The organism is Pedobacter paludis (genome assembly GCF_003173575.1).
Lineage (GTDB): Bacteria > Bacteroidota > Bacteroidia > Sphingobacteriales > Sphingobacteriaceae > Pedobacter > Pedobacter paludis.
In genome coordinates this window covers 220,578-246,056 of record NZ_QGNY01000007.1, presented here as the reverse complement: position 1 = coordinate 246,056, position 25,479 = coordinate 220,578, and the positions used below count along the sequence as shown (strand labels likewise).

The following is a 25,479-nucleotide window of genomic DNA, read 5'->3' as shown; positions in this document are numbered from 1 at the left end:
CTTTTTAGGCGAGCTGATCAGGCTAGGATGCATAAGGAATGAAGGTTTTTTATGGTTCAGCTATTGAATTAATATAATTGTTCAATAGGTCCAGATTTTTTTTTATAAAGCAAGGTTTCAAGATAATCGGGCATTTGTGTTGAATGGAATGATTATCATGATTCTTTATAGATCACGGAAACGCCAGAGCTCCATGCAAAGACCTTTGAGGTCAACCGAAGCACAGGCGATGCAGGAGTCTGCAGCTCCGTAATAAATGTAGAGCCTTTCCGAAAATACAGCCGCGCCGGACGGAAAACAGACATCATTAACCTCACCATCACGTTCCCAGTTCTTTTCAGGATAAAACAGCGGATAGGGCAGACGGGAGATTTCCCGCTCGGGATTGTCAAGCTCAAGCAGGGCAGCGCACGCACTGTACCGGTATCCATCGGGTGTATCACATACGCCATGATAGATCACCAGCCATCCCAATCCGGTTTCGATCGGTGGGCATCCGCCACCAATATAGCTTACCTCGTGAGCGAACCTGGGACGTAGCAGGATATGTGTCTGAAAGTGTTTCAGGTTATCTTCCCAAAAAGGCTTGTCAAAATCCGAAAGATTGACCCCACTGGCGAGTTGTATGTCCGGTTTTATCCTGTGCATGAGATATAGTTTACCATTGATCCTTCTTGGAAAGAAAACCAGGTCTTTATCCCAGACCAGAAGAGGCCTGTTGCCCTTGGCCAGGGTCTTGTCGTGAGCATACCGGGCATATTTTGGATTCAATACCCCAGATTGTTCCGCAAGCATTCTGAAGGCCGGAAAGACAATTTTGGGGACAATAACACCATAACGCTCAAAAGTCTTTAGGTCTGAAGATACCGCAACAGCACCAAGTGCATTCATTCCGTCAAAAGCGGTATAGCTTAAAAGATATGTGCCATCTATTTTTACCAGCCTGGGATCTTCCATTCCGGTACTTTCTTCTTCGCCTAAGGGAATTAGGAGCGGTGCTTTATCTCTTTGGATGATTTCGAGCGGGCCCTTAAATATACATTTGCCAATCGTTGAGATGCCGGATGCATTAACGGCCCTGTACAGCATGACCATGTTTTCTCCTTCCTGAAGAACCGCAGGGTTAAGTACCGCCCTGGATTCAAAGGGCCTATCTGTAGGGTAGAGCAGAATCCCTTCCTTTCGGATTTCTATCATTGCTTTTCAGATATGGGAATGATGATGAGTGGTTTGCTGGAATTCCGCATCACCTCTTCGGCCACGCTTCCCATCAAAAAATGGGAAAACCCTTTTCTGCCATGCGTCCCCAAAACAATCATGTCTGCATTCCAGAAGCGGGAAAGTCTGATAATGACAGATGCCGGCGTTCCCCGCTCGATAAAACAGAGCTTCTTATGCTCATAACGCGGACGGAAGCCTACGCGAAAGAACTTGCCGGCAAAAGCCGAGATGTGTCCGGTATCTTCAAAAAATCCCGTAATCGAATGCTTAAAAGAAGATGTCCGGTTTTCGCTCTTTGTTGGTTTATTCATTTCTCTTTACAGGCTATAATCATGTTTATAAAGATATCCTAACAGAAATGCCCGTCCAATGAGCACAATCAAGTGAAGTACTGATCAAAATCACTTCTAACAAGGTGGACAGCAGCTTTTTTTAATTTCTCGTGTTCCCACATATGTTCCATACGAAAGTGGGACAAGGTGGTAAAGCTTAATTTGGATTTTATTCCCTCGGCTGTTCTAAATCATTCTTTTGACCAATCCGGGTCATCTTCCGGCATGTGCTTCAGGTATTAACTTTGGAAATCCCTGCATGATGGTCATTCCGGCAATGGAAAATGTATTGACCATAGCAGATGAACTTAAATGCGGTTTTCAACGAAGCTAAAACAATAAGAAATGAAAAAAATCCTAGTTCCGACCGACTTTTCAGCTCCCGCTGAAAATGCGGCAAAATATGCCATTTCAATGGCGAAGGTGTTAGATGCCAGGATAACTATCGCTAATGCTTTTATTCTTCCGGTACCTGTATCGGAAAGCGGTCTATGGCCGGTTATCGATACTGCGGATCGTGAAGGCAACATCGGCGGTAAACTCGACCTCATGGTCAAAAAGCTACTCGATGATTCCTGCCCGGATGACCCTGGCAACTGTCCATTGGTAGACTACCGCTGCGCTGAAGGCCCGGTTATTTCAGTGATAAAGCAGATTTCCGCACAGATTGATACTGACCTGGTCGTAATGGGACTGTCCGGAGCGGGCGGACTTGTGAACTTCGTCTTGGGCAGTAACAGCATGGCGATTATAGAAAAAGGTGATCGCCCAGTACTTCTTATCCCGTTCGGTGCCCGATACCACGGGATAAAGAAAATAGTCTATGCTGGGTCACTCACGCCGCAAGATATAAAGCCACTGGAATACCTCTGTAAACTTGCATCATGGTTTAAAGCTGAAGTCTGCGTGCTGCACATCATTGAGATGAGAAAGGATCTCAACACCGGTATGCAGGCTATCGGTGAGGATTTTATCGACCAGATGAGAATACTTACAGGCTACAATAAAATCCGTTATGAACCGGTCTGGAACAGCGACATCGATAAGGGGCTTGAATGGATAGCGGAACAGGAAGATATTGACATTGTCTCGATGCTCCACAGGAACCATAACATACTAGATAAAATATTCAGCGGAAGCAGAACCAAACGTTTTGCAAGGTATACCACCACACCCTTACTGGTATTTCCTCCACACTATATTGAAAAAAAGGTGCGATAGAATTATGCCTAACCTTAAAACACAAATCATGAAAATAAACTATTCTTACCTACTCGTCTTTGCTCTGCCAGTTTTGATGATGTGCCGCAATAGCTCCGAAAATGAAAATATGGAAAAACTCACGCAATTACCGCCCAACTCGGACTGTTTTATGGCAGTCGATGGCAAAGATTCAGCTTTTCTGAAAATCAATACTACAGGAAAAAACGCGGTGAACGGGCATCTTTCGATTCTCTATGCCAACACAAAAGAAATGAGGGTAAATTTACCGGTAGCTACCAAGGGGATACGCTTTTTGTCACTTACAGGTTTCGCTCGGACGAATCTGCAGATGCCGTTTTTACCAATCCACTGGCGCTGCTAAAAACAGGAGATTCACTGATCCTTGGAACGGGTAAAATCATGAAAAATCTCGGACGCGTTTATCTAGACAAAAAACAGGGTATAGATTTTAAGCACTCCAAGTTCCAGTTTTATGGTATCAACTGCAATGAAAATGTAAGTAACCTTTCCCAAAGGTGATCTGATTTAACTGCCCAGTGTTTTTTTTAAGCTCGTATGAGCCTTTTGACTCGTTTGTATGAGGCCAAACAGTGACAATGAAATACCGATTATTTTACTGGAGCTTAAAACATTCCTCGAAAACCAGCTTGGGATTATTCATAATAACAATGGCCGACAATTGTTGATCTTTACAGCTGTTGGACACGTAGAGAAAGTTCTGACCGCGAGAGGTTCCCCAGTGTCCCACCAACATAGGTTTTACGTGATACAACTGCAGTGGTTCTTTGAGTAGCGGACTATCATAAAGATAGATTTGTCCGACAGAAAGGTAATTCGCTGCGCGCCAGTACGCATCCATTTTTTGTAATAGTTCATCGCTGAGCACAAAATGCTTTGTCTGGTCAGTATTTCCATTTTGTTTTTCTTATTGGTGTACTGTTTTCCATTAGCAGTATTTATTAAGCCACGCTACTTATTTAGCTAGTTTATAGCTTTTATTAACCAGCTTTTTAGAGGATGTCGAATAGCTTCATTTTTTCTCCCTCCCTGCTGATCCGGGCCTCAAAACCCAGTGTAACCCTGATCTTTACCCTTAGGGATTCCTGGGCCCCGGGTTCTCCGTGCACCAGAAAGACCTGGGTTTCTTTTTTTGATGATGATTTCAGCCATTCTATAAGTTCATGCTGATCGGCATGTGCGGAAAGGTTGTTCAGCGAAACCGTCCTTGCCCGTACCGGAAAATATTGGCCGTCTATGCGTATCTCATGGGTTTTTTCAAGAAGTGCCCGCCCGCGAGTACCCTCAGCCTGAAAGCCCGAAAGTATAAGGCAGTTACGCTTGTCTCCGGCATAGTGTTTTAGGTATTCCAGGATCCTGCCACCCGAGAGCATCCCGCTGCCAGCAATGATTATCTTGCTTTTTTTGTTTTTTATTATGCCGATCGTGTTTTCATGCTTCTCATTGATGATAAGACCCTTCATCATCATCCTGCACTCATTTTCACTCAAGGTACTCCACTGCGGATAACGCAATAAGATATCGGATGCTGCCGCGGCCATTGGACTGTCCAGATAAACCGGCAGGGACAGCGGGATTTTGCCTGCCTGTTTGAGCAGATATAGAATCCTGATGATTTCCTGCGCTCTGCCGACAGCAAAGCAAGGTATCATCACATTTCCGCCCATTTCAAGCGTGCTGTTGATGGCATCCTCCAGTTCGCTTTCAGCCGATTGCGTTCCATGGAGCCTGTCCCCATAAGTGGATTCCATAATAACCGCGTCAGCAGGCGCTCCGTGCTGGGGAGCATCCAAAAAACCCGAGTGCGTGCGTCCAATATCGCCTGAAAAGAGCACTGTCTTATCAGATACGGTAAATTCTATGGAGCATGCCCCGGGAATATGGCCCGATGGCATGTACTTCATACTCACCTGTCCTGCAATACTGATCTCTACCCCAGGCTCAACAGTTACAAACTGGTGTAGACAGCGTTCGACATCAGTCAGCGTGTATAGCGGCTTTGCGGGATGGTGTTTTGAATAGCCGTAACGGTTCGCCTTCCATGCATCTTCTTCCTGGATTTTTGCACTATCTCTTAAAATAAGTTCCGTGAGCTCCCGGGTAGGAGCGGTCATGTATATCTTTCCCCTGTATCCTGCCCCAACAAGTCTTGGGATATAACCGCAATGATCCAGATGGGCATGGGTGAGGCATAACGCACCAATGCGTTCAATTTCAAAACCCGGTGCTTCCCAGTTTTTTATTCTTAGCGACTTGATCCCCTGAAAAAGCCCGCAATCAATGAGAATGTCCATATCGGGGGTATAAAGGATATGTTTTGACCCGGTAACGGTCTGTGCCGCACCGAAGGATGCAAGGTAGATGCCGGTACCATTTTGTGTTGAACTGCCCCGGTCGGATTTGAATGTATGTTGCATTGGATTAATTTGAGTATACTTCTAAAGTTAGTAATACGGGCCATCTGCTCGGCTGATCGGGATCACTGGTATCAATGATTAGCGTTTCCGGGAGTATTCAGTTCTCTCCATAACCTTTATTTGAAAGATCAACAATCATCATCACCCATGACCTGGCTCATTTAGGCTTTAAGTATTTTTAGCGAATTTGTTGATCAGGCGAATAGGGGTTTTCATATTGTTTTTTGAAATCCGCTGCAGACCTTGATTTGCCTTAGCGTTAAGCAAATAAAATTCCTGAAGTAATGGAAAAGTGTCTTGTAAAAATTAGGACGATGGAAATGAAAACAAATATGGGACTACTGGATAGGGCGTTAAGGACGCTGCTGGCAATTGCAATATTGCCAGCATACATCCTTGGTATTTTTAATGCAAGTGCCGAGTTGGCGCTGATCAGTATTGCAGGTATATTGTTGTGGACCGGAATATTCGGGTTTTGCCCCTTGTACATGGCCCTTGACATCCGGACCAACAGGCACAGGTAGAAAATTTCGACCAAAGATACTCCTATCAATTAAAATCGTAGGCAATTAAATGATTCTGATCGGGCTACTGCAAAAATATATACCGCTTATCCTAAAAATTTTCTTTCTACACTTATATCCATGATTTCAGGTAGTTCAGAGGATAACCTGCACCATTTTTAACAGAATTGACAACGTATCGTTTAACCAAAAATATGAACAGTAAATCAGAGATTGAATTTCTGGAAGGTCCGCATTCCAGAATAAAGGAATTTATTTTTGTCATTAGGACAATGGTCGATCTGGTGAGAGGGTTTAGGGGCCTCCATTTTGTTGGTCCCTGTATTACCTTCTTTGGTTCGGCGCGTTTTTCCCAGGATCATCCGCACTACCAATTTGCCAGAAAAGCAGCCTCCGTTTTTGCAAAGCTTGGATTTACCATCATGACCGGAGGCGGACCGGGGCTGATGGAGGCCGCGAACCGGGGCGCAAAAGACGTAGCTGGGCGCTCAGTGGGTTGCAATATCTCTCTTTCCAGGGAACAGAAACCCAATATTTATCTGGATAGGTGGGTCAACATGAATCATTTCTTTACCCGTAAAGTGCTCCTTGTAAAGTATTCTTTTGCTTTCGTTGTCCTTCCCGGCGGATATGGGACACTTGATGAGTGCTTTGAGGCCCTTACCTTGATCCAGACCCGCAAAATCCATGATTTTCCGGTAATCATATTCGGAAAAGAATTTCACAAAAACCTATTGAGCCATATTGCTGAAATGAGGGAGAATGGGACAATAAGCGAAGCTGACCTCAATCTTTTTCTGATCACCGACGATATTTCACAGGCCGAGGAGTTCATCAAGCTGCACAGCATCAAAAAATTCGGCCTGCAAAAAGTAAAGAAACTCCGTCCCTTTAGCTGGCTGTTTGAGCGGCAGTGATCGCCTTTGCCTTATAGTGTCGATAATCAGCACGCTTAATGATCCAGATCATTATTTATAAGGCGGATTCTTGGGAGTTTTACCACATAAGACAGTTCATTATGAAAACTCAGAACTTTTATTTCCTGAAAAATATGTTAAGGAGAAAAATTATTTCCTGTGCACTTTTATGCGGCTTTTCGGCTTCAGTGGCTGCATCCGCGCCGTCGGTGAAGAATACCGATCACTCAAAACCTGAAATCGCCCGGGCTGATTCCACTTACGTCAAAATTGCACTTTCTCATATATCACCCCAGCTGAACTATCCAAAACTGGTTGAGCAGTTCTACAAAAACCGGAGATTCTCCATTATATGGGTCAAACCGGACACCGTGAAGTCGGAGATTTACAGATCGATGCTTCTAATGGACTGTGTACTTCAGTTTGGATTAAACAGAGATGATTTTCATCCCGGTAAACTGACCTATGATCTTTTGAAGCCACTGGTGCAGGCACGGTCAAATCCACAGGAGAAGGGTAATTTTGATGTTTATTTAACCGATGCGCTCATTACCCTGGTCATCCATCTGCACTATGGCAAGTTTAATCCCGTGTACACCTCGGAGGTTCTGGAAGGGGGAAAGCAGAGCGGTTTTGATCCGGTGGCGCATTTAACCGGTGCCCTTTGTGCAAGGGACTTCATGGAAGCGGTAGTCTCGGCGCAGCCAAAAATGCAGATGTACAGGCTTTTGCAGGATTATCTCCATCTGGTAAAAGGACAGTACATCGACGATTGCTACGAATTTCCCGAAGGTGATGCCAGGAAAATGGCGATCAACATGGAAAGGATGCGCTGGATAAATTCCGGCGAGGACTATTATATCCACATTAATATTCCATCATATTCACTTAAACTTCTGCGGGGGGATAGCATCATACTTTTCAAGACCGTAGTAGGAAAACCCTCCACCCCGACGCCGGAGCTCGAAAGCCAGGTTAACTACATGACCACGGCACCTGAATGGAAAGTTCCCCAGAAGATTTTTGCAAAAGAACTGTTGCCTAAAGCGTTAAGGGATTCCAGTTACCTGAACAACAACCACTATGGGATTTACGACCTAAAAGGTAATTATATTGCCATTACCCGGAACAAACTGCAGGAAATATCCGCACACCCCGGTCTTTACCTTGCAAGGCAGTCACCGGGATGTGATAACGCACTGGGAAAAATTGTCTTTAGATTTCCAAACCGTTTTGATATTTACCTGCATGATACACCGGAACAAAAACTTTTCAAAAAAGAGTCAAGATCTTTCAGTCACGGCTGTGTTCGGGTGCAAAATGCAGACCGCCTGGCCAGGTTACTTCTGGAATATGATGGGCCGGCCGGCAGGATCCCCAAGATGAACGAATCACTGGAAAAAATGCAAAGAAGAAATTTCGCTTTAACTCGTCCCGTACCTATAAAGATTACCTATATTACCTGTGAGATCGATGATGGCATGTTCAGGTCTTACCCTGACATTTATAATAGAGATGCTGCACTGGAAGAGATGATGTTTCCCTCAAAGGTTCAGCTTGCAGGAACCAGAAAATAGCGGAAGCGGTCAATGGAGCTTTTCAAAAGGATATGATGCCATGTTTAGACCTATAGGATTTAGCCTTTGGTTTTCAGAAAAGAATTACTAACCCACAATGATGATAAGATGAAAAAGATTCTCGTTCCTGTGAACTTTTCCCCGGCAACGGAAAATGCAGCATATTATGCCAGCGCGATGGCCTGTAAGATCGGCGGTAGCGTCGAGCTGGTACATGTTTTGCCTCTTGCCGTTCAATCTTCGCTTGCCTCTTCTCTGCGCTTTCCTGAGTATGAATTCGAGAGACTTTCTACAGTTTCGCAAACCAAACTAAGTGAGCTATCCATAAACCTGGAGCATAAGATAAGAGATTCTTGTAATGTACAGGATTTTAAGCCAAGGATTTATGGAAATTCTCTTTTGGGAAATGTGATCGATGAGGTAGGTAAGCACTTTGATGCAGGAAAAATGGACCTTGTTGTCATGGGCATAACCAAGGCACCGAGTATCAATAGGATAATTGGCGGAAGTACGGTAAGATCAGCCATAAAAAATTGTGAACTTCCGTTGCTGCTTATTCCAGAATCATCTAAATTCCGGAGTTTCAAAAAGGTCGCGTTTGCCTCAGACCTTGATACGGGAGACATTAACTATATTGCTGTTCTGGCTGAAATCATGAGGCCTTTCCAGGCGGATATACTGATCATGCACAGTAAAGGGCCTAGAGAAGACATGCGCCAACATGATCAGAAAATCGACTGCTTTTTAAGCCACCTCACCAATCGTATCGATTATCCGAACATTTATTTCAGGGAGGTAATCAGTAAAAGTGTTGATGATGGAATAGATTACCTGCTTACAGGTGCGCAACTCGATATGCTTGTCATGGTTCATAAGCACCATAACTTTTTCCACGGTTTGTTTTCCGGAAGCTTGACCAAGCGAATGGCTGACCATATCCAGATTCCTTTTCTTGTTTTTCCGCCTAGCCATGAAAAACTTATTTGAGGCTTTGGGTAAAGATCTTTTTTTGTTGAAGCTTTATAGTTTTCTTATTCATATTATTAAAACAACAGAAATCTTTTATGCTCCTCAACAGGTTTCCATATTCGCTGGTATCTATTCTTTACACAAATAGAATACAGAACTAGGAAAAGGAGCACACAAATAAACCAAATGGGCCGGTTTTCGATCATACTGAACTGCTCGATAAAAAAATAATGCCATTTGCCATTAAAAAAAAACCGATACCGGCATCTTCCCACTTCATAAAGGCTGAAGCAGGTCTGTTTGCACAAATGCTGCCAACAGTTCACAGATGCCTGCACATCGAGGCGGAAGGCATCATTTTAAATCTTCATGTTCTTGGGTGGACAGCGGATTCTTTGGGAATTGTGCTGTTAAAGAGTGCCTAAATTTCTCACTGAACCGACAATTAAATCTCCAGGCCCATCTTTTCGGGAATGATGAGCACCGGGCGAGGTGTTTTATATAGTATCTCGTCGATTTCTGTGCAGAACAGGTAGTCATTGTCCCTGGCTGGGCGCCCCCCCATGACGATCATGACGATGTCTTCTTTTTCAAGTATTCCGCAGACGTTTTCAGACAAACTGCCCTCACCCGAATAGCTTTTAATGATGGGCTGGGAAACTCCCCCGTAATTTGTTTTTAGTAGCTCCAGCAGCCTTTCTTTTTCACAATCAAAATGTCTGTCGATCTCTGATAGGTATTTAGTGTTCTCTATCCGGGCATTTGACTGTGCATTGACCGTTATGGGGTACGCGTGCAAAAGCATCAGGTTCAGTCCAAGTTTCGCAGCGAGTTTTAGTGCTGCATCTGTAGCGTTTTTATCCCTGTTGCTGAATTCTGTAAGCATTAGGATCATTTTTGTGGATGCTTTTTTCTTGGTGTTCATGATTTTCCTGTTTTATGAAATAAATATGGCCAAAAAGAATACTGCAAATGCTGACCGGTATCATGCCGCTGGATGATGAGAATCATAGCTGGTCAGGGCAGATGCGGTAATTTTGTATTCGGTTCAGGATTTGTTCCGAAAACCCCGGTAAATTCATAATGACCTGCTCCCATATGCATATTTCTTCGGCACCAGGGGCTTATAATTTATAATATATGAAAAACGAACATTCAACAAGGGGCATAATGCCAATTCTTCCGATGATGTTGATTTCAGGGATAATGATGTTTATTATAGGTATTTATGTACTTATAAGTCCATCAGAGGCATACTTTTCATTAAGCCTGATATTGGCCGTGGGCTTAGGTTTATCCGTTTTTTTTCATTTATATCTGGCATTTACATTTCGCAGAAGGGTTTCCGGTTGGTTATGGCTGCTGGGCGGGGCAATCATAGATATTGCATTAGCAGCTTATCTGTTTTATTTCCCTATGCTGACCATGATCCTTTTACCTGTTTTGATTGGGATTTGGCTGTTGTTGAACGGTTTTATGGAGATCGGAAGGTCCTTGAATACTACAGCCTATTCGGGACGGCATTGGTTTGGTTTCCTATTGCCCGGCGTTATCATCTTCATTTTCTCTTTTTTAATCCTTGATAATCCGCTTATGGGCATGATCAACATTGTCTCTTGGATGGCCCTTTTATTCATTACCTCAGGTCTGTTGAGAATCTTTTTTTCGTTTAGGTTATTCAACGCTGCAAATGCGATTCGCTAATTTTTTAAAATCTGAAGCAGATTGCCGGTTTTATGGATCTTATACCTTGGTGGGTTAAGCGCCGGGTATTAAAATCATTTGTTATAATGACTTTGGTCATCCTTACCTTTTTACCCAAGCGATAAATTTGAAATGATATACCTTTTGTTATGGCCTAAGGCAGCTAATCAAACTTCAATAATTATGGCCAAAAATTACGGGGCTCTGCTGGAACGGAGTGTACGCAGGAGCGGTTTTGGGATATTAAAACTGGCGCGCAGATTAAATGGATCCCGGCCGACGGTATATCAATGGGTCAGGGAAGAAAATCTTGATGCCTTGACCATCATAAAGATTGAAAATACCATCGGAATCAAATCTGCCATGGCTTTAGAGGAAATATACGGGTTTTCAGTGCGATCTAATGATTATGAATCAGATATATGTGCTTCACTGGTCGCAGAAGATATGGAAGTCAGGTACTGAGTAGAGCGCTACATTGGATTATTGGAAAAATACAACGGAGTGGTAATGGATGGAAAAAATAAAAAAAATATCAAGGGTCAATAAATAACCTTGCAATGCAGGTGTTTTCAATGTCATCACGCTTAGTCCCTCTCATGTTATTATTTTTTGTTAAACCCAATATGTATCTGAAGAGCCGCAGGGTAAAGCTGATCTTGGAGTTTTAATCTGAATTAAAATAGTGTTATAAAACCTTGCGAAAATAATTCACCTATTATGAAGACAAATACTTTTGGGCTTAGCGGTTTGAGCGATATCCAGGTAAAAGCGTCCCGGGAAGAGTACGGCACAAATATTTTGTCTTATAAAAAGGAAAATGCCTTCCTGGATGCCCTGAAAAGAATTATAAAAGAGCCAATGGTTATCTTGTTGTTGGCCGCTTCCCTGATTTATTTTCTCACCGGGAAACCAGGTGACGGTATTTTTCTTTCCCTCGCAGTAATGGTTGTGGCAACCATCTCACTCTATCAGGATTCGCGGAGCCGAAACGCGCTGGCAAAATTACAGGATTTTACGCAGCCCAAATGCAGCGTAATCAGAGCGGGGGTGGTGCTGGAGATAAGCTCGGCAGAGCTGGTCATAGGGGATTGCCTGATGGTTGAAGAAGGGAAATCAATACCGGCTGATGCCGTAATTGTTCATTCCAATGATTTCTCTGTCAATGAAAGCGTACTCACGGGAGAGTCGCTTGCAGTTTATAAAGACAGTTCTTCTGAGGAGAATTTAATTTTTCACGGAACCACCGTTGCAAGCGGTCTTGCTATTGCCAGGGTACAGGCTATAGGAGATAAAACTCGCCTGGGCTGGATCTGGAATAGCCTGGAGTCGATAAAAGAAGAAAAAACACCACTTGAGCTGCAGATAAACAGTTTTGTTAAGAAAATGGTAATGGTTGGAGGGATTGTATTCCTCTGTGTGTGGTTAATAAACTACCTCCGATTTCCAAATTTTTTGGACAGCCTGATCAAGGCCCTGACACTGGCGATGAGCATCTTACCGGAAGAAATCCCTGTGGCATTTACAACCTTTATGGCACTGGGTGCCTGGCGTATGATGAAAATGGGGATCATCGTCAAGCAAATGGAAACCGTTGAGACCCTTGGCAGCGCCTCAGTGATCTGTACCGATAAAACCGGAACCCTGACCGAGAACAGGATGAGCCTGACAAAAATATATGCCCTGCAGACCAATCAAATCTGTGGTGTCGAAGGTCATCTTTTCGATTCGGCCACCCGGGAAATCTTAACCCTGGGCATGTGGGCCAGTGAACCCATACCCTTCGATCCGATGGAAGTAGCGATACATGATGCATACCTTAAAAATTCAGCAAAAGACGAGCGAGCTGAATTCCATATGGTTCATGAGTATCCGCTGGGAGGGAAGCCCCCGATGATGACCCACCTGTTTGAAAACTCCTATGGGCAACGGATTATCTCAGCCAAAGGGGCACCAGAGGCGCTTATGATGGTAAGTCACCTCAGTGGGATTCAAAAACAAAACATAAATGAAGCGATTTTTTCATTGGCTAAAGAGGGTTACCGCGTTTTGGCAGTAGGACAGGCGAGCTTTGAAGGGGATAATTTTCCAAAAAGCCAGCAGGAATATGAGTTTTCATTTAAAGGTCTCCTTGCCTTTTATGATCCACCAAAGAAAAATATCAGCGCTGTACTGGATGCCTTTTACGCAGCGGGTATCGCTGTTAAGATTATCACAGGGGATAATGCACAAACCACAGGCGCCATCGCAAGGCAGATTGATTTCAGGGGTGCTGAAGATTGCCTAGGCGGCGATGAGCTGATGCCGCTTTCTTTAGCGCAGCTGAGTGAAAAAGTCAAATCCGTCAATATTTTCACCCGGATGTTTCCCGAGGCCAAGCTAAAGATCATCAATGCCATCAAAGCCAGTAAAGAAATAGTAGCCATGACCGGCGACGGGGTGAATGACGGACCCGCATTGAAAGCTGCGCATATCGGTATCGCCATGGGTAAAAAGGGTACCGAGATTGCCAAACAGGCAGCTTCTTTGATATTGCTAGAGGATGATCTATCCAAGATGGTTGATGCGGTGGCGATGGGCAGGCGCATTTATTCCAATCTGAAAAAGGCTATACAGTATATTATATCCATTCATATTCCCATTATGTTAACCGTGTTTATACCGTTGGCAATGGGCTGGATTTATCCCAATATTTTCTCACCTGTTCATATCATCTTTTTAGAGCTGATTATGGGCCCAACCTGTTCGATAATCTATGAGAATGAGCCGATCGAGAAAAATACAATGCTGCAGAAACCCAGGCCCCTAACTGCAACCTTTTTTAGCTGGAAAGAATTATCCATGAGCATCATTCAGGGACTTTTCATTACTGCGGGGACCCTTGCTGCCTATCAGTATGCGGTAAATGATGGTACGGATGAGCCCATCACCCGTACCATGGTGTTCAGTTGCCTGATATCCGCAAATATATCGCTCACGCTGGTTAACCGTTCTTTTTTCTACTCGCTTTTTACTACTATAAGGTATAAGAATAACCTAGTTCCCATCATGATAGCCATTACCATTACTATTTCAGGTGCGTTGATTTACTTGCCACCTTTGGCATCTTTTTTCGGATTTCAGTCCCTTAGTTTATCGAGGCTCTTGATCAGCATTGTCTTGGGATTTGTTTCTGTCGTCTGGTTTGAAGTGGTTAAACTGAGAAACCGGCTAGTGAAGACCAACAGAGGAATAAATAAGTAAAAATAAACGTTTTGAGTTATAAAATAAGATGAATAAAGGACTATCTCCCAAAAAACGCAAGACTAAAATCCGCCGTTTGCTTGAAATTTTAGGTCCGGGATTTGTAACTGGAGCCGCCGATGATGATCCTTCAGGAATTGCCACCTATTCTCAGACCGGAGCCCAGTTCGGTTATGGTCAGTTGTGGACGGCATTATACATGCTGCCTTTTATGATAGCTGTTCAGGAATCATGTGCACGGATAGGGCTGGTCACCGGAAAGGGGATATCTGCTGTCATAAAGGATCATTATAGCCGTACAGTACTGCTTTTGGTAGTCGGACTTGTTGTGGTGGCCAATACCATAAACATTGGTGCGGATATTGGGGCAATGGCAGCGGCGATGAAGTTGCTGCTGCCATTGCCTTTTATTATTCTAACATTGCTTTTTACTACTATAATCCTTATTTTAGAGTTATTTGCCTCATATAAGTTATATTCCAAGATACTGAAATGGCTAGCCCTTGCCCTAATTGCCTATCCGTTTACTATGCTCATCATCAATCAGCCATGGACAATTATTTTTAAGGCTACCATAATACCGCACTTTGAGTTTTCTTTCACTTTTCTGTTTATCATTACCGGCGTATTGGGGACCACTATCTCGCCATACATGTTTTTCTGGGAAGCATCACAGGAAGTCGAAGAGCAGAAACAGCGGGAGAGGGTCTTAAAGAGGGGCCGCCAGGTTAGCTGGGCCCAGATCAGGCGCATGCGTATTGACAATACTGTGGGTATGCTTTTTTCAGAATTTACGACCTGGAGTATAATAATTGTAAGTGCAACCGTGCTTCATACCAGTGGTGTTAAAGATATTAAAACTGCTGCAGATGCGGCAAAAGCCATAGAGCCCCTTGTTCACAGTTTTCCCCATGCAGGTTTGTTAGCCAAGCTGATTTTTTCTTTTGGTATCATTGGTCTGGGTTTGTTGGCAATACCGATACTCTCCGGCTCAGCTGCATATGCCGTGTGTGAGGCATTTGAATGGAAATCGGGATTGAACCAAAAACTGAAGAGGGCACCGGCTTTCTATGCAACAATCTGCGCAGCTACGATTATTGGTCTGGTGATGAATTTTGTTGGCGTAGATCCGGTCAAGGCGCTGATCTACGCCGCAGTTTTGAACGGAGTTGCAGCAGTCCCGCTATTGTTTCTGATTTTTAATATCGCTAGAAAAGATAAAATAATGAAAGAATATAAAAATGGCTGGTTTTCCAATATACTTCTAATAGTCACTTTTTTAGCTGTAGCAGGAGCGTCGATTGCAATGTTTTATACTGTTTTCAAATGATATTTTCCGAGAAAAACTTGAACGTGGCTATAATCTAAAGAATAGATCCGGGAAACCTGGGAATCAGCTTTCGTGTTCTCGGTTTTCAATTGACATGCTAAGGATAATTTCTGCACAATTTATTAAATAATGATCAGGAGTATTTACTGAGATGACAACGATCATTGGCACAAACCTCAGAAATCCAGATCTTGGAACATAATGTCTTCTGGGCATAATGTCCAGTGGTAAAACTGATTAATTGCAAAAATGATGAAAACAATACTTGCTTTGACCGATTTTTCAGAATCTGCTGAAAATGCGTCACGTTATGCATTCGAACTTGCAAAAAGGGTTAAGGCTAACCTGATACTTTGCAATGCCATTACTGTTCCACTCACGGAGCCCATCCCCGGGGGAATGGTCTGGCCAATGGATTATGATTCGGTCATTACTCAGAGCAAAAGAGCGCTGAAGGACTATGCCAATCTGATCGTTGATACCAGCGGTCTCCCCGATAATGCGTTTCCCAAAGTTTCTGTAAAAGCAGAGGTTGGTGATCTCTCGGATTTAGTGCGTGGAGCAGTTCTGACCGCCAGGGTTAATCTGGCAGTGATGGGACTTTCCGGTGCCGGGGATATGCGGAGGTTTTTTCTGGGCAGCAGTACCAGGGACATGATAGATACTGGGCAGCTACCCTTGATGCTCATACCGAAAAGTGTAAAATTCAGCACCCTTACTAAGATCGCGTTCGCAACCGATTTGAGCACTGCGGATTTCGAGGCCATTCAGTCCCTGGCGGGGCTTGCGGCAGCATTCAATGCAGAACTGCTTATCGTCCACGTTGTCGAGAATGGGGCGGGGCCCGAAAGAACAGGAAAGATCAATGACTTTATTGCCCAGCTTAAGACCGAGATCAACTACGATAAGATCTATTATAAAAATGTATACAATAAGGATGTCGAGGGAGGACTGGAATGGCTTAGTGAACACGGGCAAGTAGATTGCCTCGCCATGATTCATCGTCCGCATGATTTTCTCGACAGGGTGCTAAAGGGTAGCCATAGCCAAAAAATGGCCAGGCTTACCGAACTCCCGTTGCTCGTATTTCCTCAGGGCTACAAGGCCGTTGTCTGTTAAAAATCTCTAGACTAAATATATTTAAAATGATTCCAAAAACAATGAAAGCCGCCGTGATCCACAGTTTTGGATCGCCCTTACAGATTGAGCAGGTCAAGGTCAAAGAACCTGGAGAATATCAGATATTGGTAAAAGTGCTTGCCTGCGGGGTTTGCCATACCGATCTCCATGCCTGTAGCGGCGACTGGCCAGTAAAGGCCAAGATGCCACTTATTCCAGGCCATGAGGCCATAGGGATAGTAGCAGCCTTGGGGCATGGTGTAAAGAATATGAAAGAAGGTGATGTTGTGGGCGTACCATGGCTTTTTAGTGCCTGCGGATGTTGCGAATTTTGCATTACCGGGTGGGAAACCCTTTGTGATGACCAGCAGAATGGCGGCTATAGTGTAGACGGTGGCTTTGCCGAATATGTGGTCGCAGATAGCCGCTATGTAGCCAGGTTTCCTTCCTATATTAATTTCTCTGAAATGGCGCCCATCATCTGCGCAGGGGTAACGGTCTATAAGGGGCTTAAAGAAACTGATGCCAAGCCAGGGGAATGGGTTGCGATTTCAGGCATCGGCGGGCTTGGACATCTTGCCGTTCAATACGCCAAGGCAATGGGTTTTCAGGTCGCTGCAATCGATGTTGCGGATGATAAACTGGAACTGGCAAGAAAGCTTGGTGCTGATCTCACTGTCAACGCCAGCGAAGAGGATCCAGGTGCAGTTCTGCAGAAGCAGACAGGGGGCATGCACGGGGTGCTTGTTACCGCGGTATCTCCTATCGCTTTTTCGCAAGGCCTTTCCGCGCTCAGAAAAAAAGGAACCCTTTCCCTTAATGGGCTTCCGCCTGGTAGCTTTGATCTTCCTATCTTTGAAACGGTTCTGAAAAGACTCACAGTCAGGGGGTCCATTGTCGGTACCCGGAAAGATATGCAGGAAGCCATTGATTTTGCCGTTGACGGAAAAGTCCATGCATGTATCCATACCGCAAAGTTGGAAGACATCAATCAGGTATTTGACAATATGAAAAAGGGAGATATCAGTGGACGGATCGTACTGGAAATAGCAAAAGAATAGAATTATATGTTCATGGTGCACAAACCAATTTATTTGACCCCTTTGCACCAGATTTTAATGATTTGTAAATGCTTTGAAAATAGTGTGTTTTAATATATTTTTAACTGGCGAGACGGGGTCAATCTACTTCGGTTTATCCAGTTCGTGTCTGGTGAGTTTATTAGAGTTATGTCGAACATAGAGGTGATGCGCATTGGTAAACTCATTGTCGCAAGGATAGTTCAAAGAATCGGATATAACCTTTTACTCACATTTTGGTTTTCTGATCTTGAGTTCCGAAATGACTTGAATAATCCTAGCGGAATCTCCAGTCGAATTCATTTGTTCGTCCTTGTCAACGAAAAAAAGCAAAACTATTCTCATTCATATTTGCCAAGTTTTTGTGTTCTAAATTTTTAGTGCAACGGTTGCCACTTCTCCGAAAAACTAGATTTTTATATAAATCCCTTGCTCTTTAAGTCATCAATAATTGGCCCAAGAACCTGTAAGAAAGCACTTAAGTGTTCAAAGTATTCCTCCGAGAGGGTACAATTTTAAATAGCTAACAATCAATTGTTAGCTATTCATGTTTTAGAAATCGTTGTTCAACTTTTTATGGTTGATGTTTTAGCTTTTTGGTATCGTTAATCCTTAATCTCGTAGCGATTGTAATCCATGTTTTTTGTGTGTTCTCAATTATTTAAGCCTATAATTTTTCAATATTCAATTGTTTGTTTACCAACTCAGTTGATGCTGATCCCTTTAGGCTTTTATTTTATTTTCTTTAAATGAAGGGTTTCCTAATGGGAAAATTCAGATGGTGTAATTTCTTATTGCCGAATTCATCAACCAATGCCATTTAATGATTTATTAAATTTGATTTATAGTGGGATGGGCTTATCTGCCTGCAGTTTATCGACATATCCCCATCCTCATCAAGGTGTTGTAGGTGTATGTTGCCTTGTATTACTTTCAATCAGGTAGCGAAGACTAATAAATATGGTTAACATGTTCGTCTTGGCCCCGAGTATTTCAAGGTGTATATTTAAAATCTTGACGGTTATTGATATATTTATACGTTAATTTAGGAAATCTTGAATCCAATTATATGAAACATTCGATTTTATATATAATCCTTTCTTTATCGGCAATGTGCGTACATGCCCAGACGAGTCGTCTGGATGAGTTACCCATGCCGGTCTTGAGGCAAAAACTCATTACGAGCAAGGAGGATACTACCAAGGTGAAATTGCAGCTTGCCATTGGGCATTTAATGTTATTGAAAGGCGCAAAGGGACCTAAGGACGTAGATTCGGCGATTAAGTTTGCTAACGAAGCCCAAGCGCTTAGCCGAAAGCTTAATTACCATTTCGGGATTATTAATTCTATGTTGTTGAGGGTGGAAACCTTATATGATAAAGGGGATGGTAAAGCGGCTGTAAAATTAGCAGAAAGCGCCCTTTCATTTTCTCGCCAAAATAACAATAGCGATGGTGAGGCAAGGTCATATCATATGCTATCCAAGCAGTTTAGTCCAAATTCACCTGCCGAACTTCGCACCCGAATATGGTATAACGATAAAGCTATTGCGATCTTCAGGAAAAATAAAAACTTCCACTCCCTTGCGGATATGTTAACGGTAAACGCGGATATGCTCTTTCAGGCCGATCGGACTACAGAAGCCCTTAGATTCCTTTTTGAAGCGTTGAATCTGGGAAAAGGAGTAAGCTTGAGAACGGTAGAGGGGATTTACTGGAATATTGGCAGAAACTCCTTTAGATTGGGAGACTATGAAAACGCTTTAAAATATACTTTGCTGGCCCGTGAAACTGCCAGAAAGGTTAAGGATACCACTACGCAAGTATGTGTTATCAATTTAACTATCGCCTCTAGTTATATAAAGAAGCTGGATTATTACCGATCCATACACTATTCAAAAGAGGTGGTCAGCATGGCCAAAAAATATAATGATGAAGGATTTGTACGTGCAGGGGCTTACCAGCTTGCCTCGGCATATACCCACACCAACCAAATTCCAAAAGCATTGGCTATACTTGATGAAATGAAAGGGCGTCCGGGCGGGTTTTTAAAAAATATAGCACTCAAAATTGAGTACATCAATACATTGGCTTATGCTAAACAGTTTGAGCAGGCTAAAGAATATGTAAACGAACTGGAAGGCCTATTGCCAAAAATCTATCCGGAAAACATTCAACAAATAATGAATGTTCATAATGTACTCGCTTATTATTATTCCGAGACGGGGAAAGTAAACAAGGCTTATAAACATACAGCGTTACATGCGCAATTGGCACACAAGGTAAATTATGCCAAAGGTATTCAGACCGCCGAATATCGATACTATCAGCTGGTTTCACTAAAAGGAGATAAAAAATCTGCTCTATTGCATTTCCAAAAAGAAAAAGCAATAAAAGATTCGATTGATAATGTTTCAAAAGCGTATCAGATATCCCTGTTGCATATTGAAAATGCAGCAATAGAGAGAAATCGACATATTGAAATGCTTACCAAAGATGCGCTAATCAATGATATCAAAATGAAACGCAATGAACTTATTCAACGCGTAACCATTGGTGGAATAATTGTGCTATTGATTTTTACTGCGCTGATCTTTAGCAGGTACCGGTTAAAGCAGAGGAGCAATGCCATGTTATTGTCGCAAAAATTGGAGATCGACAAGCAAAATGATTCTCTTAAACATCTGGTATCATACAAGAATCAGCTTCTTGGAGAGAAGGATTTGCTTTTGAAGGAAGTGAATCATCGGGTTAAGAATAACTTACAGATTGTAATGAACCTGCTGGCTTCGAAATCTGTTTATCTGTCTAGCGAAAGCGCACAGCAGGCTATTTTGGATAGTCAAAGCAGGGTTCGATCGATTGCACTTATCCATGACCAGTTATATAAATCAGATAATATTACGCAAATCAGTTTATTTCTATACATCAATGAACTGGTTGATTCGTTATATGACTTCCTGGACAATGATTTTGATAACATCGAGATATTATGTGATATTGAGGATTTCATGCTTGATGTTTCACAGGCAATCCCGATAGGTATAATCCTAAATGAAACTGTAACTAACGCTTTGAAATATGCCTTTCCAAATCACCAAAAGGGCATCATAACGATTTGCGTTAAAAAAGTAAATCTGTTCGTAGAAGTGGAAATTAGTGACAATGGTATAGGATTGCCCATGAATTTTAGCTTGCCCAACGCAAATACACTTGGAATAAACCTTTTGGAAGGATTGACAGCACAACTTGGCGGATCGTTTAGCATCAAGAATCAAAACGGACTGACCATATTCCTGAAATTTCCATTAAAGGCTTCTTCACAAATTGAATTTGGTACTTTAGCTAATGAACTTGCAGGGAAACAGGAAACACTGGAGATGTAGCTAGACCAAGTTGCTTCTTGATTTTTATATGTATAACTGAAAGTAGCCTTCCATTTTTGAAAAGAGTAAGATTTGAATTTACGTCTAGTTAATTTTTATGATTGTGCATTTGTTATAAATTACAGATTTTGTGTTCTCTTGTACAAAGGTTAAATATTAAGATTCCTGGGGCGGGAAATAATCCTGTCTTCGAATATTTAATTTTAATAATTTTGATTCCAATGTGGTAGGCTTAATTTTAAGCAATTCTGCAGCCCCATTTTGCCCCCTGATTCTTCCCCTGGCTATCATCAGCACAGATATTAAATGGGCACGTTCGGTCTCCATCTGTATCTGCTTCACATCATCCAATGACTCGATTGCAACATTAGGTGGGTTGTTTTTCAGAATGTCAGTAAGAGGCTGCTTTAAATTTAATTTACTTGTTCCCTCATTTAAGATAACAGAACGCTCTATTATGTTTTCCAGTTCCCTTACATTCCCTGGCCACTGGTATCCAAACAACTGCTCCATCATTGCTGCTTCGATTTCGGGGATTGGCTTATTGAATTCTTGACAAAATTTATTAACAAAGAAATTCACTAGGGCCGGAATATCACTCTTACGCTCCCTTAATGGAACAATGGTTATTGGAAATATGTTCAACCGATAATATAAGTCTAGCCTGAATTTCCCCTCTGCCACTTCTTTCTCCAGATTTCTGTTGGTAGCGGCAACCACGCGAACGTCAACTTTAAAGGGGGCGTTGCCTCCAACAGCACTGACCTCTTTTTCCTGCAGTACCCTAAGTAGTTTCACCTGCATATCTAATGGAAGTTCTCCAATCTCATCTAAAAAAATTGTTCCGCCGCTTGCAAGTTCAAACTTTCCTTTTCTTTTTTCCGTTGCACCCGTAAATGCACCCATTTCGTGACCGAAGAGTTCCGATTCAATAAGTGTGGATGGTATTGCTCCGCAATTTACCTGAATGAAAGGCTGATCTTTTCGTGGTGATAACTGGTGAACGGCACGTGCAATTTTCTCTTTACCTGTACCACTTTCACCGAGTATCAAAACCGAGGTATTGTATGGCGCAACCTGAATGGTAAGATCCAGCGCAGCGAGCAACAGAGAATGGCGGCCAATTATACCATTAAACTCTTGACGCTCAAATACTTTTATCTCATCATTAATGTCCTGACTATTTCCAGTATGTGGAGCGGTTACATGGAAAACCATTTTCTCGGTAACATTAGTCAGGCATTTTGTGAAAAGTTTTAGAACACCTGCGTGCTTTTGCGTATATAGATCTCTTTGCCGGCTATAGAAACTGTAGAAGAATTCGGTCCCGTTACCAATCTTCAATCGGAAGATTAGGTTAGACTCCATTTTGAAATAATCCATCCAGATCCTATCGGTTGCTATTGTGGAATTTTGGTTAATCTCTATATCCTCTGAGATATGCGGAAGGGTCGCTGATTCCTTAAGGGTGCTAAAGGTTTTTCTGAGCAAAGATTGTTTTGGATTTAGCGCTTCTAACAGCTCACTTTCAACAATTAGCTCGTATTCGTTGAAACCTGTCCTTAAGTATCCGCAATTTGCATATCCGCTATCTGAATTAGCCCGCGTAGCAATCAAATCAAAAGGGATAAAGGTCCTAATTGCCTGACAAACCTCCAATAATTTTTGCTTCGCCTCAGATTTTCGGTTACTAATATCCAATAATTGTTTTTGTAATGATGCTTCTTGTAAAAGCCTTGCCTCAACATTATTTTTCTGTCGGTACCATGCAATATCCAGCGTAACAATCAGGTCTTTTTCCCGAAAGGGCTTAACCAAAAAACCATAGGGATCTGTTTTTTTCGCCTCCTCTAATATGGTTTGGTTAGAATTGGCGGAGAGATAAACGAAAGCGATGTGCTGTGCGGATAATGTTTTTGCTAACTCAATTCCTGAGCGTTCGCCATTCAGCATGATATCGAGTAAAACAATATCAGGCTTCTGCTTATGCATCTGCTCCAGGGCATCCTCTACAGATATCGCAATGCCGATTATGCTGTAACCTGCTTTTGATAATATTAAACGAAGGTTATTTGCAACTACATATTCATCTTCAACGATGAGCACTTTCTTGGCCATATGATATAAAGTTAGCTAAATTGTATTTTCCGGATGAATGAATTTGATTTTTATTTGAACGCCATTGTTGTTTTCGATCTGAAACGTTCCCTTCAGTTGCCGGGCAAGTCCCTGCATTAAGTCTAAACCGAGGGAGTTCAAGGGTGATTTTTCCATGCCTTTAGGTAATCCGGTTCCGTTGTCAGCAATGAAGAGTAACAGATGATCGGGACCTTCTTGCCCTAAAGAGATATCAACTATTCCAGCTTTGCTGTTCAGAAATGCATATTTGATTGAATTGACTATACTCTCAGTAATAATAAGACCTAAAGGAATTGCCTGGGTGACATCCAGGTTTAAGTTTTCGATCTTCTGGTTAAAAATAATCCTGTGGTTATCATCAAAGCTGTCGCGAAGATAATGAATAAGTTCATCTATATATTCGGGCATAAATATAGTTGATACGTTATCATCCTGATACAACTTTTGATGAATCATCGACATGGCCTGCATTCTACGCAAACTATCATTTACAGCTAAAATTGCAGCATCATTATCAAGATATGTTGTTTGTGAGCTCAATAAGCTTGTAACCATTTGGAGGTTATTCTTAACCCGGTGGTGAACTTCTTTAATTAACCATTCCTTTTCTTTCAAAAGCTTTTCTTGTTCGGTATTCATACTTTCCAGATAAGTATTTTTCTGGTCTAATTCTCGCTGACTTTCTTCAAGTTTCCGGTTGGTTCTTTGTTTAAGCCGATATCGGCTAAATATCAGTGCAGTAATAATGGCCAGTAAAACTGACATGGTCATAATAACTTTTTGCATCAATTGTGTACGCTTCAATGCATCATCCTTAGCATGCCCCGCTTTGGTGAGGGTGTCAATATCGTTATTCTTTTTCTCCGTATCGTTTTCAATTTGCAAAAGCGATACCTGATAAGCTTTGGTAACATTTTCTATTGAGTCCTTTATTTCTTCGGACAATAAGTGGTGCTTAATGGCAGATTTATAGTTGCCCTGCAGTGAATCCAGTTTATAATACATGTTTTCTACCGACCTAATGCCTATAGGGAAATTGAAGGATCTGACGACTGCTGCATATGCGTCTGCATATTGGTAGGCAAGTTTTATCTGCCTGGTATCAATATAGTGAGCGGCTAAAAAATTATATGCCGTAATCCTATTGTTAAAATTATCTGGCGGGATCTTTTTGAGCAGACGCGTGACCTCGCCTGCATAAAATGCCGCTTCTTTATACTTTTTTGCATAATTAAGGTTGCCCAAGAAGTAGGTCATGATATAAAGGGAATCCGCATCATTCTTTGCATATTGCCAAATATTTCTCAACAGTTTCAGGGCATCATCTAATTTATTCACTCTCGTGTAATTAAAAGCTGTGGAGATGGAGATTGTAAATATATAATCCGAATCGTTATAATGCTCCGCAATTTTTAAGGCCTTTAACGCATAAGGAAGCGCATTCTTATAATCCTTCATATAAGTATATACGCTCGATGTCGTGAAATTTATGCTGGCAACAGTTAAGGTTGTGTCATTGACTGCTTTGGCGGATTTAATTGCGAGAAGCGAATACTTCAGCGCACTGGGAAAATCTCCAAGTTCATTCAGTGTTCGACCAATCAGCCAATATATTCCCTGAATGGACTTGTTCCCGATCGACTTATTAACATTGATGGCTTCGAACAGTATTTTTATCGCTTCCATATGTTGCCTGTTTAACAACAACATTTCCGCATCACCTTGTAAAGAAGAGGCAAGCCGATAAAAATTGTGCGTTTTTCTAAAAATATCACTTGCTTTTCGGTAGTATTCCATTCTCTTAACCAGTTCTTCCGGTTTAGATATGGCGTAATGCTGGCCAATTACGACATACGATTCCGCAATTCCCGTTTCTTCACCGATTTTGATGGAATATGCTAGGGCCTGTTTTGCAGTTTTAAGTCCCGTGTCAGCCTCATTTTTTTTATTTAAGGTGAGTGCCCTCAGCAAAATGGCGTTGATGATGCCTTTAGAATATCCGATCCTACGGCTTAATTGCTCTGCTTCTATTGAATACCTCATCGCAGTGTCTATTTCAAGACTTCCACCGCCTGGTTTAACCAACAAAACTCTTCCCAGCGCAATTTTTAATTTTATTTTCATCGTATCCGCATGGTGCTGGGAAAGCCTTTTTTTTAGCTCTGACACAGGAAGTTCTTCAAGGCTGCTGTTTTGAGCCATTACAGAAATAGTTGAGATGGTAAACAGCATCAGCAGGCTAAAAATTTTCATAAGCATGTTATGTTCTTTGGGTATTCAA

Annotated in this window: 21 protein-coding genes; 14 read left to right on the top strand and 7 right to left on the bottom strand. The window is 42.3% G+C overall.

Annotated features, from left to right (window positions below; translation table 11 throughout):
* Window positions 1-165: 165 nt before the first annotated feature.
* Complete coding sequence (locus DF947_RS18695) at window positions 166-1,197, bottom strand: glycoside hydrolase family 130 protein (RefSeq protein WP_109931764.1); 1,032 nt, start codon at window positions 1,195-1,197, stop codon at window positions 166-168.
* On the bottom strand, window positions 1,194-1,532 hold the full coding sequence (locus DF947_RS18690) for a universal stress protein (RefSeq protein ID WP_109931762.1): 339 nt from the start codon (window positions 1,530-1,532) through the stop codon (window positions 1,194-1,196). Before DF947_RS18690 ends, DF947_RS18695 begins: the two co-directional genes overlap by 4 nt.
* A 366-nt stretch (window positions 1,533-1,898) precedes the next feature.
* Here DF947_RS18690 and DF947_RS18685 point away from each other — a divergent pair, with 366 nt between their 5' ends.
* Complete coding sequence (locus tag DF947_RS18685) at window positions 1,899-2,774, top strand: universal stress protein (protein ID WP_109931760.1); 876 nt, start codon at window positions 1,899-1,901, stop codon at window positions 2,772-2,774.
* A 28-nt stretch (window positions 2,775-2,802) separates the two neighbouring features.
* Window positions 2,803-3,138, top strand: coding sequence for a hypothetical protein (locus DF947_RS18680; RefSeq protein WP_146202946.1), 336 nt, complete (start codon window positions 2,803-2,805; stop codon window positions 3,136-3,138).
* 252 nt (window positions 3,139-3,390) lie between these two features.
* On the opposite strand, the gene DF947_RS22535 is transcribed toward DF947_RS18680, so the two are convergent.
* Window positions 3,391-3,663 carry a phosphoketolase family protein gene (locus DF947_RS22535; RefSeq protein ID WP_262510089.1) on the bottom strand — a complete coding sequence of 91 codons (273 nt, stop codon included), beginning with the start codon at window positions 3,661-3,663 and terminating at the stop codon, window positions 3,391-3,393.
* 124 nt (window positions 3,664-3,787) lie between these two features.
* Complete coding sequence (locus tag DF947_RS18670) at window positions 3,788-5,212, bottom strand: MBL fold metallo-hydrolase RNA specificity domain-containing protein (protein WP_109931756.1); 1,425 nt, start codon at window positions 5,210-5,212, stop codon at window positions 3,788-3,790.
* A gap of 284 nt (window positions 5,213-5,496) precedes the next feature.
* Here DF947_RS18670 and DF947_RS18665 point away from each other — a divergent pair, with 284 nt between their 5' ends.
* From DF947_RS18665 to DF947_RS22320, 5 genes are all read left to right on the top strand, one after another.
* Window positions 5,497-5,736 carry a YgaP family membrane protein gene (locus DF947_RS18665; protein WP_109931754.1) on the top strand — a complete coding sequence of 80 codons (240 nt, stop codon included), beginning with the start codon at window positions 5,497-5,499 and terminating at the stop codon, window positions 5,734-5,736.
* Between the two features lie 194 nt (window positions 5,737-5,930).
* Complete coding sequence (locus DF947_RS18660) at window positions 5,931-6,653, top strand: LOG family protein (RefSeq protein WP_109931752.1); 723 nt, start codon at window positions 5,931-5,933, stop codon at window positions 6,651-6,653.
* A 101-nt stretch (window positions 6,654-6,754) separates the two neighbouring features.
* Window positions 6,755-8,230: a L,D-transpeptidase family protein gene (locus DF947_RS18655; protein WP_158526298.1), complete on the top strand. Its 1,476-nt coding sequence runs from the start codon at window positions 6,755-6,757 to the stop codon at window positions 8,228-8,230.
* A 108-nt stretch (window positions 8,231-8,338) separates the two neighbouring features.
* Complete coding sequence (locus DF947_RS18650; protein ID WP_109931748.1) at window positions 8,339-9,217, top strand: universal stress protein; 879 nt, start codon at window positions 8,339-8,341, stop codon at window positions 9,215-9,217.
* Between the two features lie 212 nt (window positions 9,218-9,429).
* Entirely contained in the window at window positions 9,430-9,624 is a 195-nt protein-coding gene (locus DF947_RS22320) for a hypothetical protein (protein WP_109931746.1), read from the top strand.
* Window positions 9,625-9,644: 20 nt separating this feature from the next.
* Here the strand turns inward: DF947_RS22320 and DF947_RS18640 are convergent, their stop codons facing one another.
* Window positions 9,645-10,124 carry a universal stress protein gene (locus DF947_RS18640; protein ID WP_109931744.1) on the bottom strand — a complete coding sequence of 160 codons (480 nt, stop codon included), beginning with the start codon at window positions 10,122-10,124 and terminating at the stop codon, window positions 9,645-9,647.
* A 215-nt stretch (window positions 10,125-10,339) separates the two neighbouring features.
* Here DF947_RS18640 and DF947_RS18635 point away from each other — a divergent pair, with 215 nt between their 5' ends.
* The 7 genes from DF947_RS18635 to DF947_RS18605 all read left to right on the top strand — a co-directional run bounded on the left by DF947_RS18635 (window position 10,340) and on the right by DF947_RS18605 (window position 21,059).
* On the top strand, window positions 10,340-10,903 hold the full coding sequence (locus DF947_RS18635; RefSeq protein ID WP_109931742.1) for an HdeD family acid-resistance protein: 564 nt from the start codon (window positions 10,340-10,342) through the stop codon (window positions 10,901-10,903).
* A gap of 183 nt (window positions 10,904-11,086) precedes the next feature.
* A complete protein-coding gene (locus tag DF947_RS18630) occupies window positions 11,087-11,368 on the top strand; it encodes a hypothetical protein (RefSeq protein ID WP_146202945.1) in 282 nt (93 codons plus the stop codon).
* Between the two features lie 255 nt (window positions 11,369-11,623).
* On the top strand, window positions 11,624-14,146 hold the full coding sequence (locus DF947_RS18625; protein ID WP_109931738.1) for a cation-translocating P-type ATPase: 2,523 nt from the start codon (window positions 11,624-11,626) through the stop codon (window positions 14,144-14,146).
* A gap of 28 nt (window positions 14,147-14,174) precedes the next feature.
* The gene (locus tag DF947_RS18620; protein ID WP_109931735.1) at window positions 14,175-15,476 is read left to right on the top strand and encodes an Nramp family divalent metal transporter; all 1,302 of its coding nucleotides are present in this window, start codon (window positions 14,175-14,177) and stop codon (window positions 15,474-15,476) included.
* 249 nt (window positions 15,477-15,725) lie between these two features.
* On the top strand, window positions 15,726-16,595 hold the full coding sequence (locus DF947_RS18615; protein WP_109931733.1) for a universal stress protein: 870 nt from the start codon (window positions 15,726-15,728) through the stop codon (window positions 16,593-16,595).
* A 26-nt stretch (window positions 16,596-16,621) separates the two neighbouring features.
* Complete coding sequence (gene adhP, locus DF947_RS18610; protein WP_109931731.1) at window positions 16,622-17,656, top strand: alcohol dehydrogenase AdhP; 1,035 nt, start codon at window positions 16,622-16,624, stop codon at window positions 17,654-17,656.
* 1,087 nt (window positions 17,657-18,743) lie between these two features.
* Window positions 18,744-21,059: a sensor histidine kinase gene (locus DF947_RS18605; RefSeq protein WP_109931729.1), complete on the top strand. Its 2,316-nt coding sequence runs from the start codon at window positions 18,744-18,746 to the stop codon at window positions 21,057-21,059.
* A 156-nt stretch (window positions 21,060-21,215) separates the two neighbouring features.
* Here the strand turns inward: DF947_RS18605 and DF947_RS18600 are convergent, their stop codons facing one another.
* Both DF947_RS18600 and DF947_RS18595 read right to left on the bottom strand, forming a co-directional pair.
* On the bottom strand, window positions 21,216-23,177 hold the full coding sequence (locus DF947_RS18600) for a sigma 54-interacting response regulator (RefSeq protein ID WP_109931726.1): 1,962 nt from the start codon (window positions 23,175-23,177) through the stop codon (window positions 21,216-21,218).
* A 15-nt stretch (window positions 23,178-23,192) separates the two neighbouring features.
* The gene (locus DF947_RS18595) at window positions 23,193-25,457 is read right to left on the bottom strand and encodes a histidine kinase dimerization/phosphoacceptor domain -containing protein (protein WP_109931724.1); all 2,265 of its coding nucleotides are present in this window, start codon (window positions 25,455-25,457) and stop codon (window positions 23,193-23,195) included.
* Window positions 25,458-25,479 lie beyond the last annotated feature (22 nt).

Excerpts from the sequence above, each read along its gene's own strand:
- DF947_RS18630 (WP_146202945.1), top strand. The coding sequence starts at position 11,087 with ATGGCCAAAAATTACGGGGCTCTGCTGGAACGGAGTGTACGCAGGAGC.
- DF947_RS18625 (WP_109931738.1), top strand. The coding sequence starts at position 11,624 with ATGAAGACAAATACTTTTGGGCTTAGCGGTTTGAGCGATATCCAGGTA.
- DF947_RS18600 (WP_109931726.1), bottom strand. The coding sequence starts at position 23,177 with ATGGCCAAGAAAGTGCTCATCGTTGAAGATGAATATGTAGTTGCAAAT.
- DF947_RS18605 (WP_109931729.1), top strand. The coding sequence starts at position 18,744 with ATGAAACATTCGATTTTATATATAATCCTTTCTTTATCGGCAATGTGC.
- DF947_RS18640 (WP_109931744.1), bottom strand. The coding sequence starts at position 10,124 with ATGAACACCAAGAAAAAAGCATCCACAAAAATGATCCTAATGCTTACA.
- DF947_RS22320 (WP_109931746.1), top strand. The coding sequence starts at position 9,430 with ATGCCATTTGCCATTAAAAAAAAACCGATACCGGCATCTTCCCACTTC.
- DF947_RS18665 (WP_109931754.1), top strand. The coding sequence starts at position 5,497 with ATGGAAAAGTGTCTTGTAAAAATTAGGACGATGGAAATGAAAACAAAT.
- DF947_RS18615 (WP_109931733.1), top strand. The coding sequence starts at position 15,726 with ATGATGAAAACAATACTTGCTTTGACCGATTTTTCAGAATCTGCTGAA.
- DF947_RS18670 (WP_109931756.1), bottom strand. The coding sequence starts at position 5,212 with ATGCAACATACATTCAAATCCGACCGGGGCAGTTCAACACAAAATGGT.
- DF947_RS18650 (WP_109931748.1), top strand. The coding sequence starts at position 8,339 with ATGAAAAAGATTCTCGTTCCTGTGAACTTTTCCCCGGCAACGGAAAAT.
- DF947_RS18695 (WP_109931764.1), bottom strand. The coding sequence starts at position 1,197 with ATGATAGAAATCCGAAAGGAAGGGATTCTGCTCTACCCTACAGATAGG.
- DF947_RS18680 (WP_146202946.1), top strand. The coding sequence starts at position 2,803 with ATGAAAATAAACTATTCTTACCTACTCGTCTTTGCTCTGCCAGTTTTG.
- DF947_RS18635 (WP_109931742.1), top strand. The coding sequence starts at position 10,340 with ATGAAAAACGAACATTCAACAAGGGGCATAATGCCAATTCTTCCGATG.
- DF947_RS18655 (WP_158526298.1), top strand. The coding sequence starts at position 6,755 with ATGAAAACTCAGAACTTTTATTTCCTGAAAAATATGTTAAGGAGAAAA.
- adhP (WP_109931731.1), top strand. The coding sequence starts at position 16,622 with ATGATTCCAAAAACAATGAAAGCCGCCGTGATCCACAGTTTTGGATCG.
- DF947_RS18595 (WP_109931724.1), bottom strand. The coding sequence starts at position 25,457 with ATGCTTATGAAAATTTTTAGCCTGCTGATGCTGTTTACCATCTCAACT.
- DF947_RS18685 (WP_109931760.1), top strand. The coding sequence starts at position 1,899 with ATGAAAAAAATCCTAGTTCCGACCGACTTTTCAGCTCCCGCTGAAAAT.
- DF947_RS18690 (WP_109931762.1), bottom strand. The coding sequence starts at position 1,532 with ATGAATAAACCAACAAAGAGCGAAAACCGGACATCTTCTTTTAAGCAT.
- DF947_RS18660 (WP_109931752.1), top strand. The coding sequence starts at position 5,931 with ATGAACAGTAAATCAGAGATTGAATTTCTGGAAGGTCCGCATTCCAGA.
- DF947_RS18620 (WP_109931735.1), top strand. The coding sequence starts at position 14,175 with ATGAATAAAGGACTATCTCCCAAAAAACGCAAGACTAAAATCCGCCGT.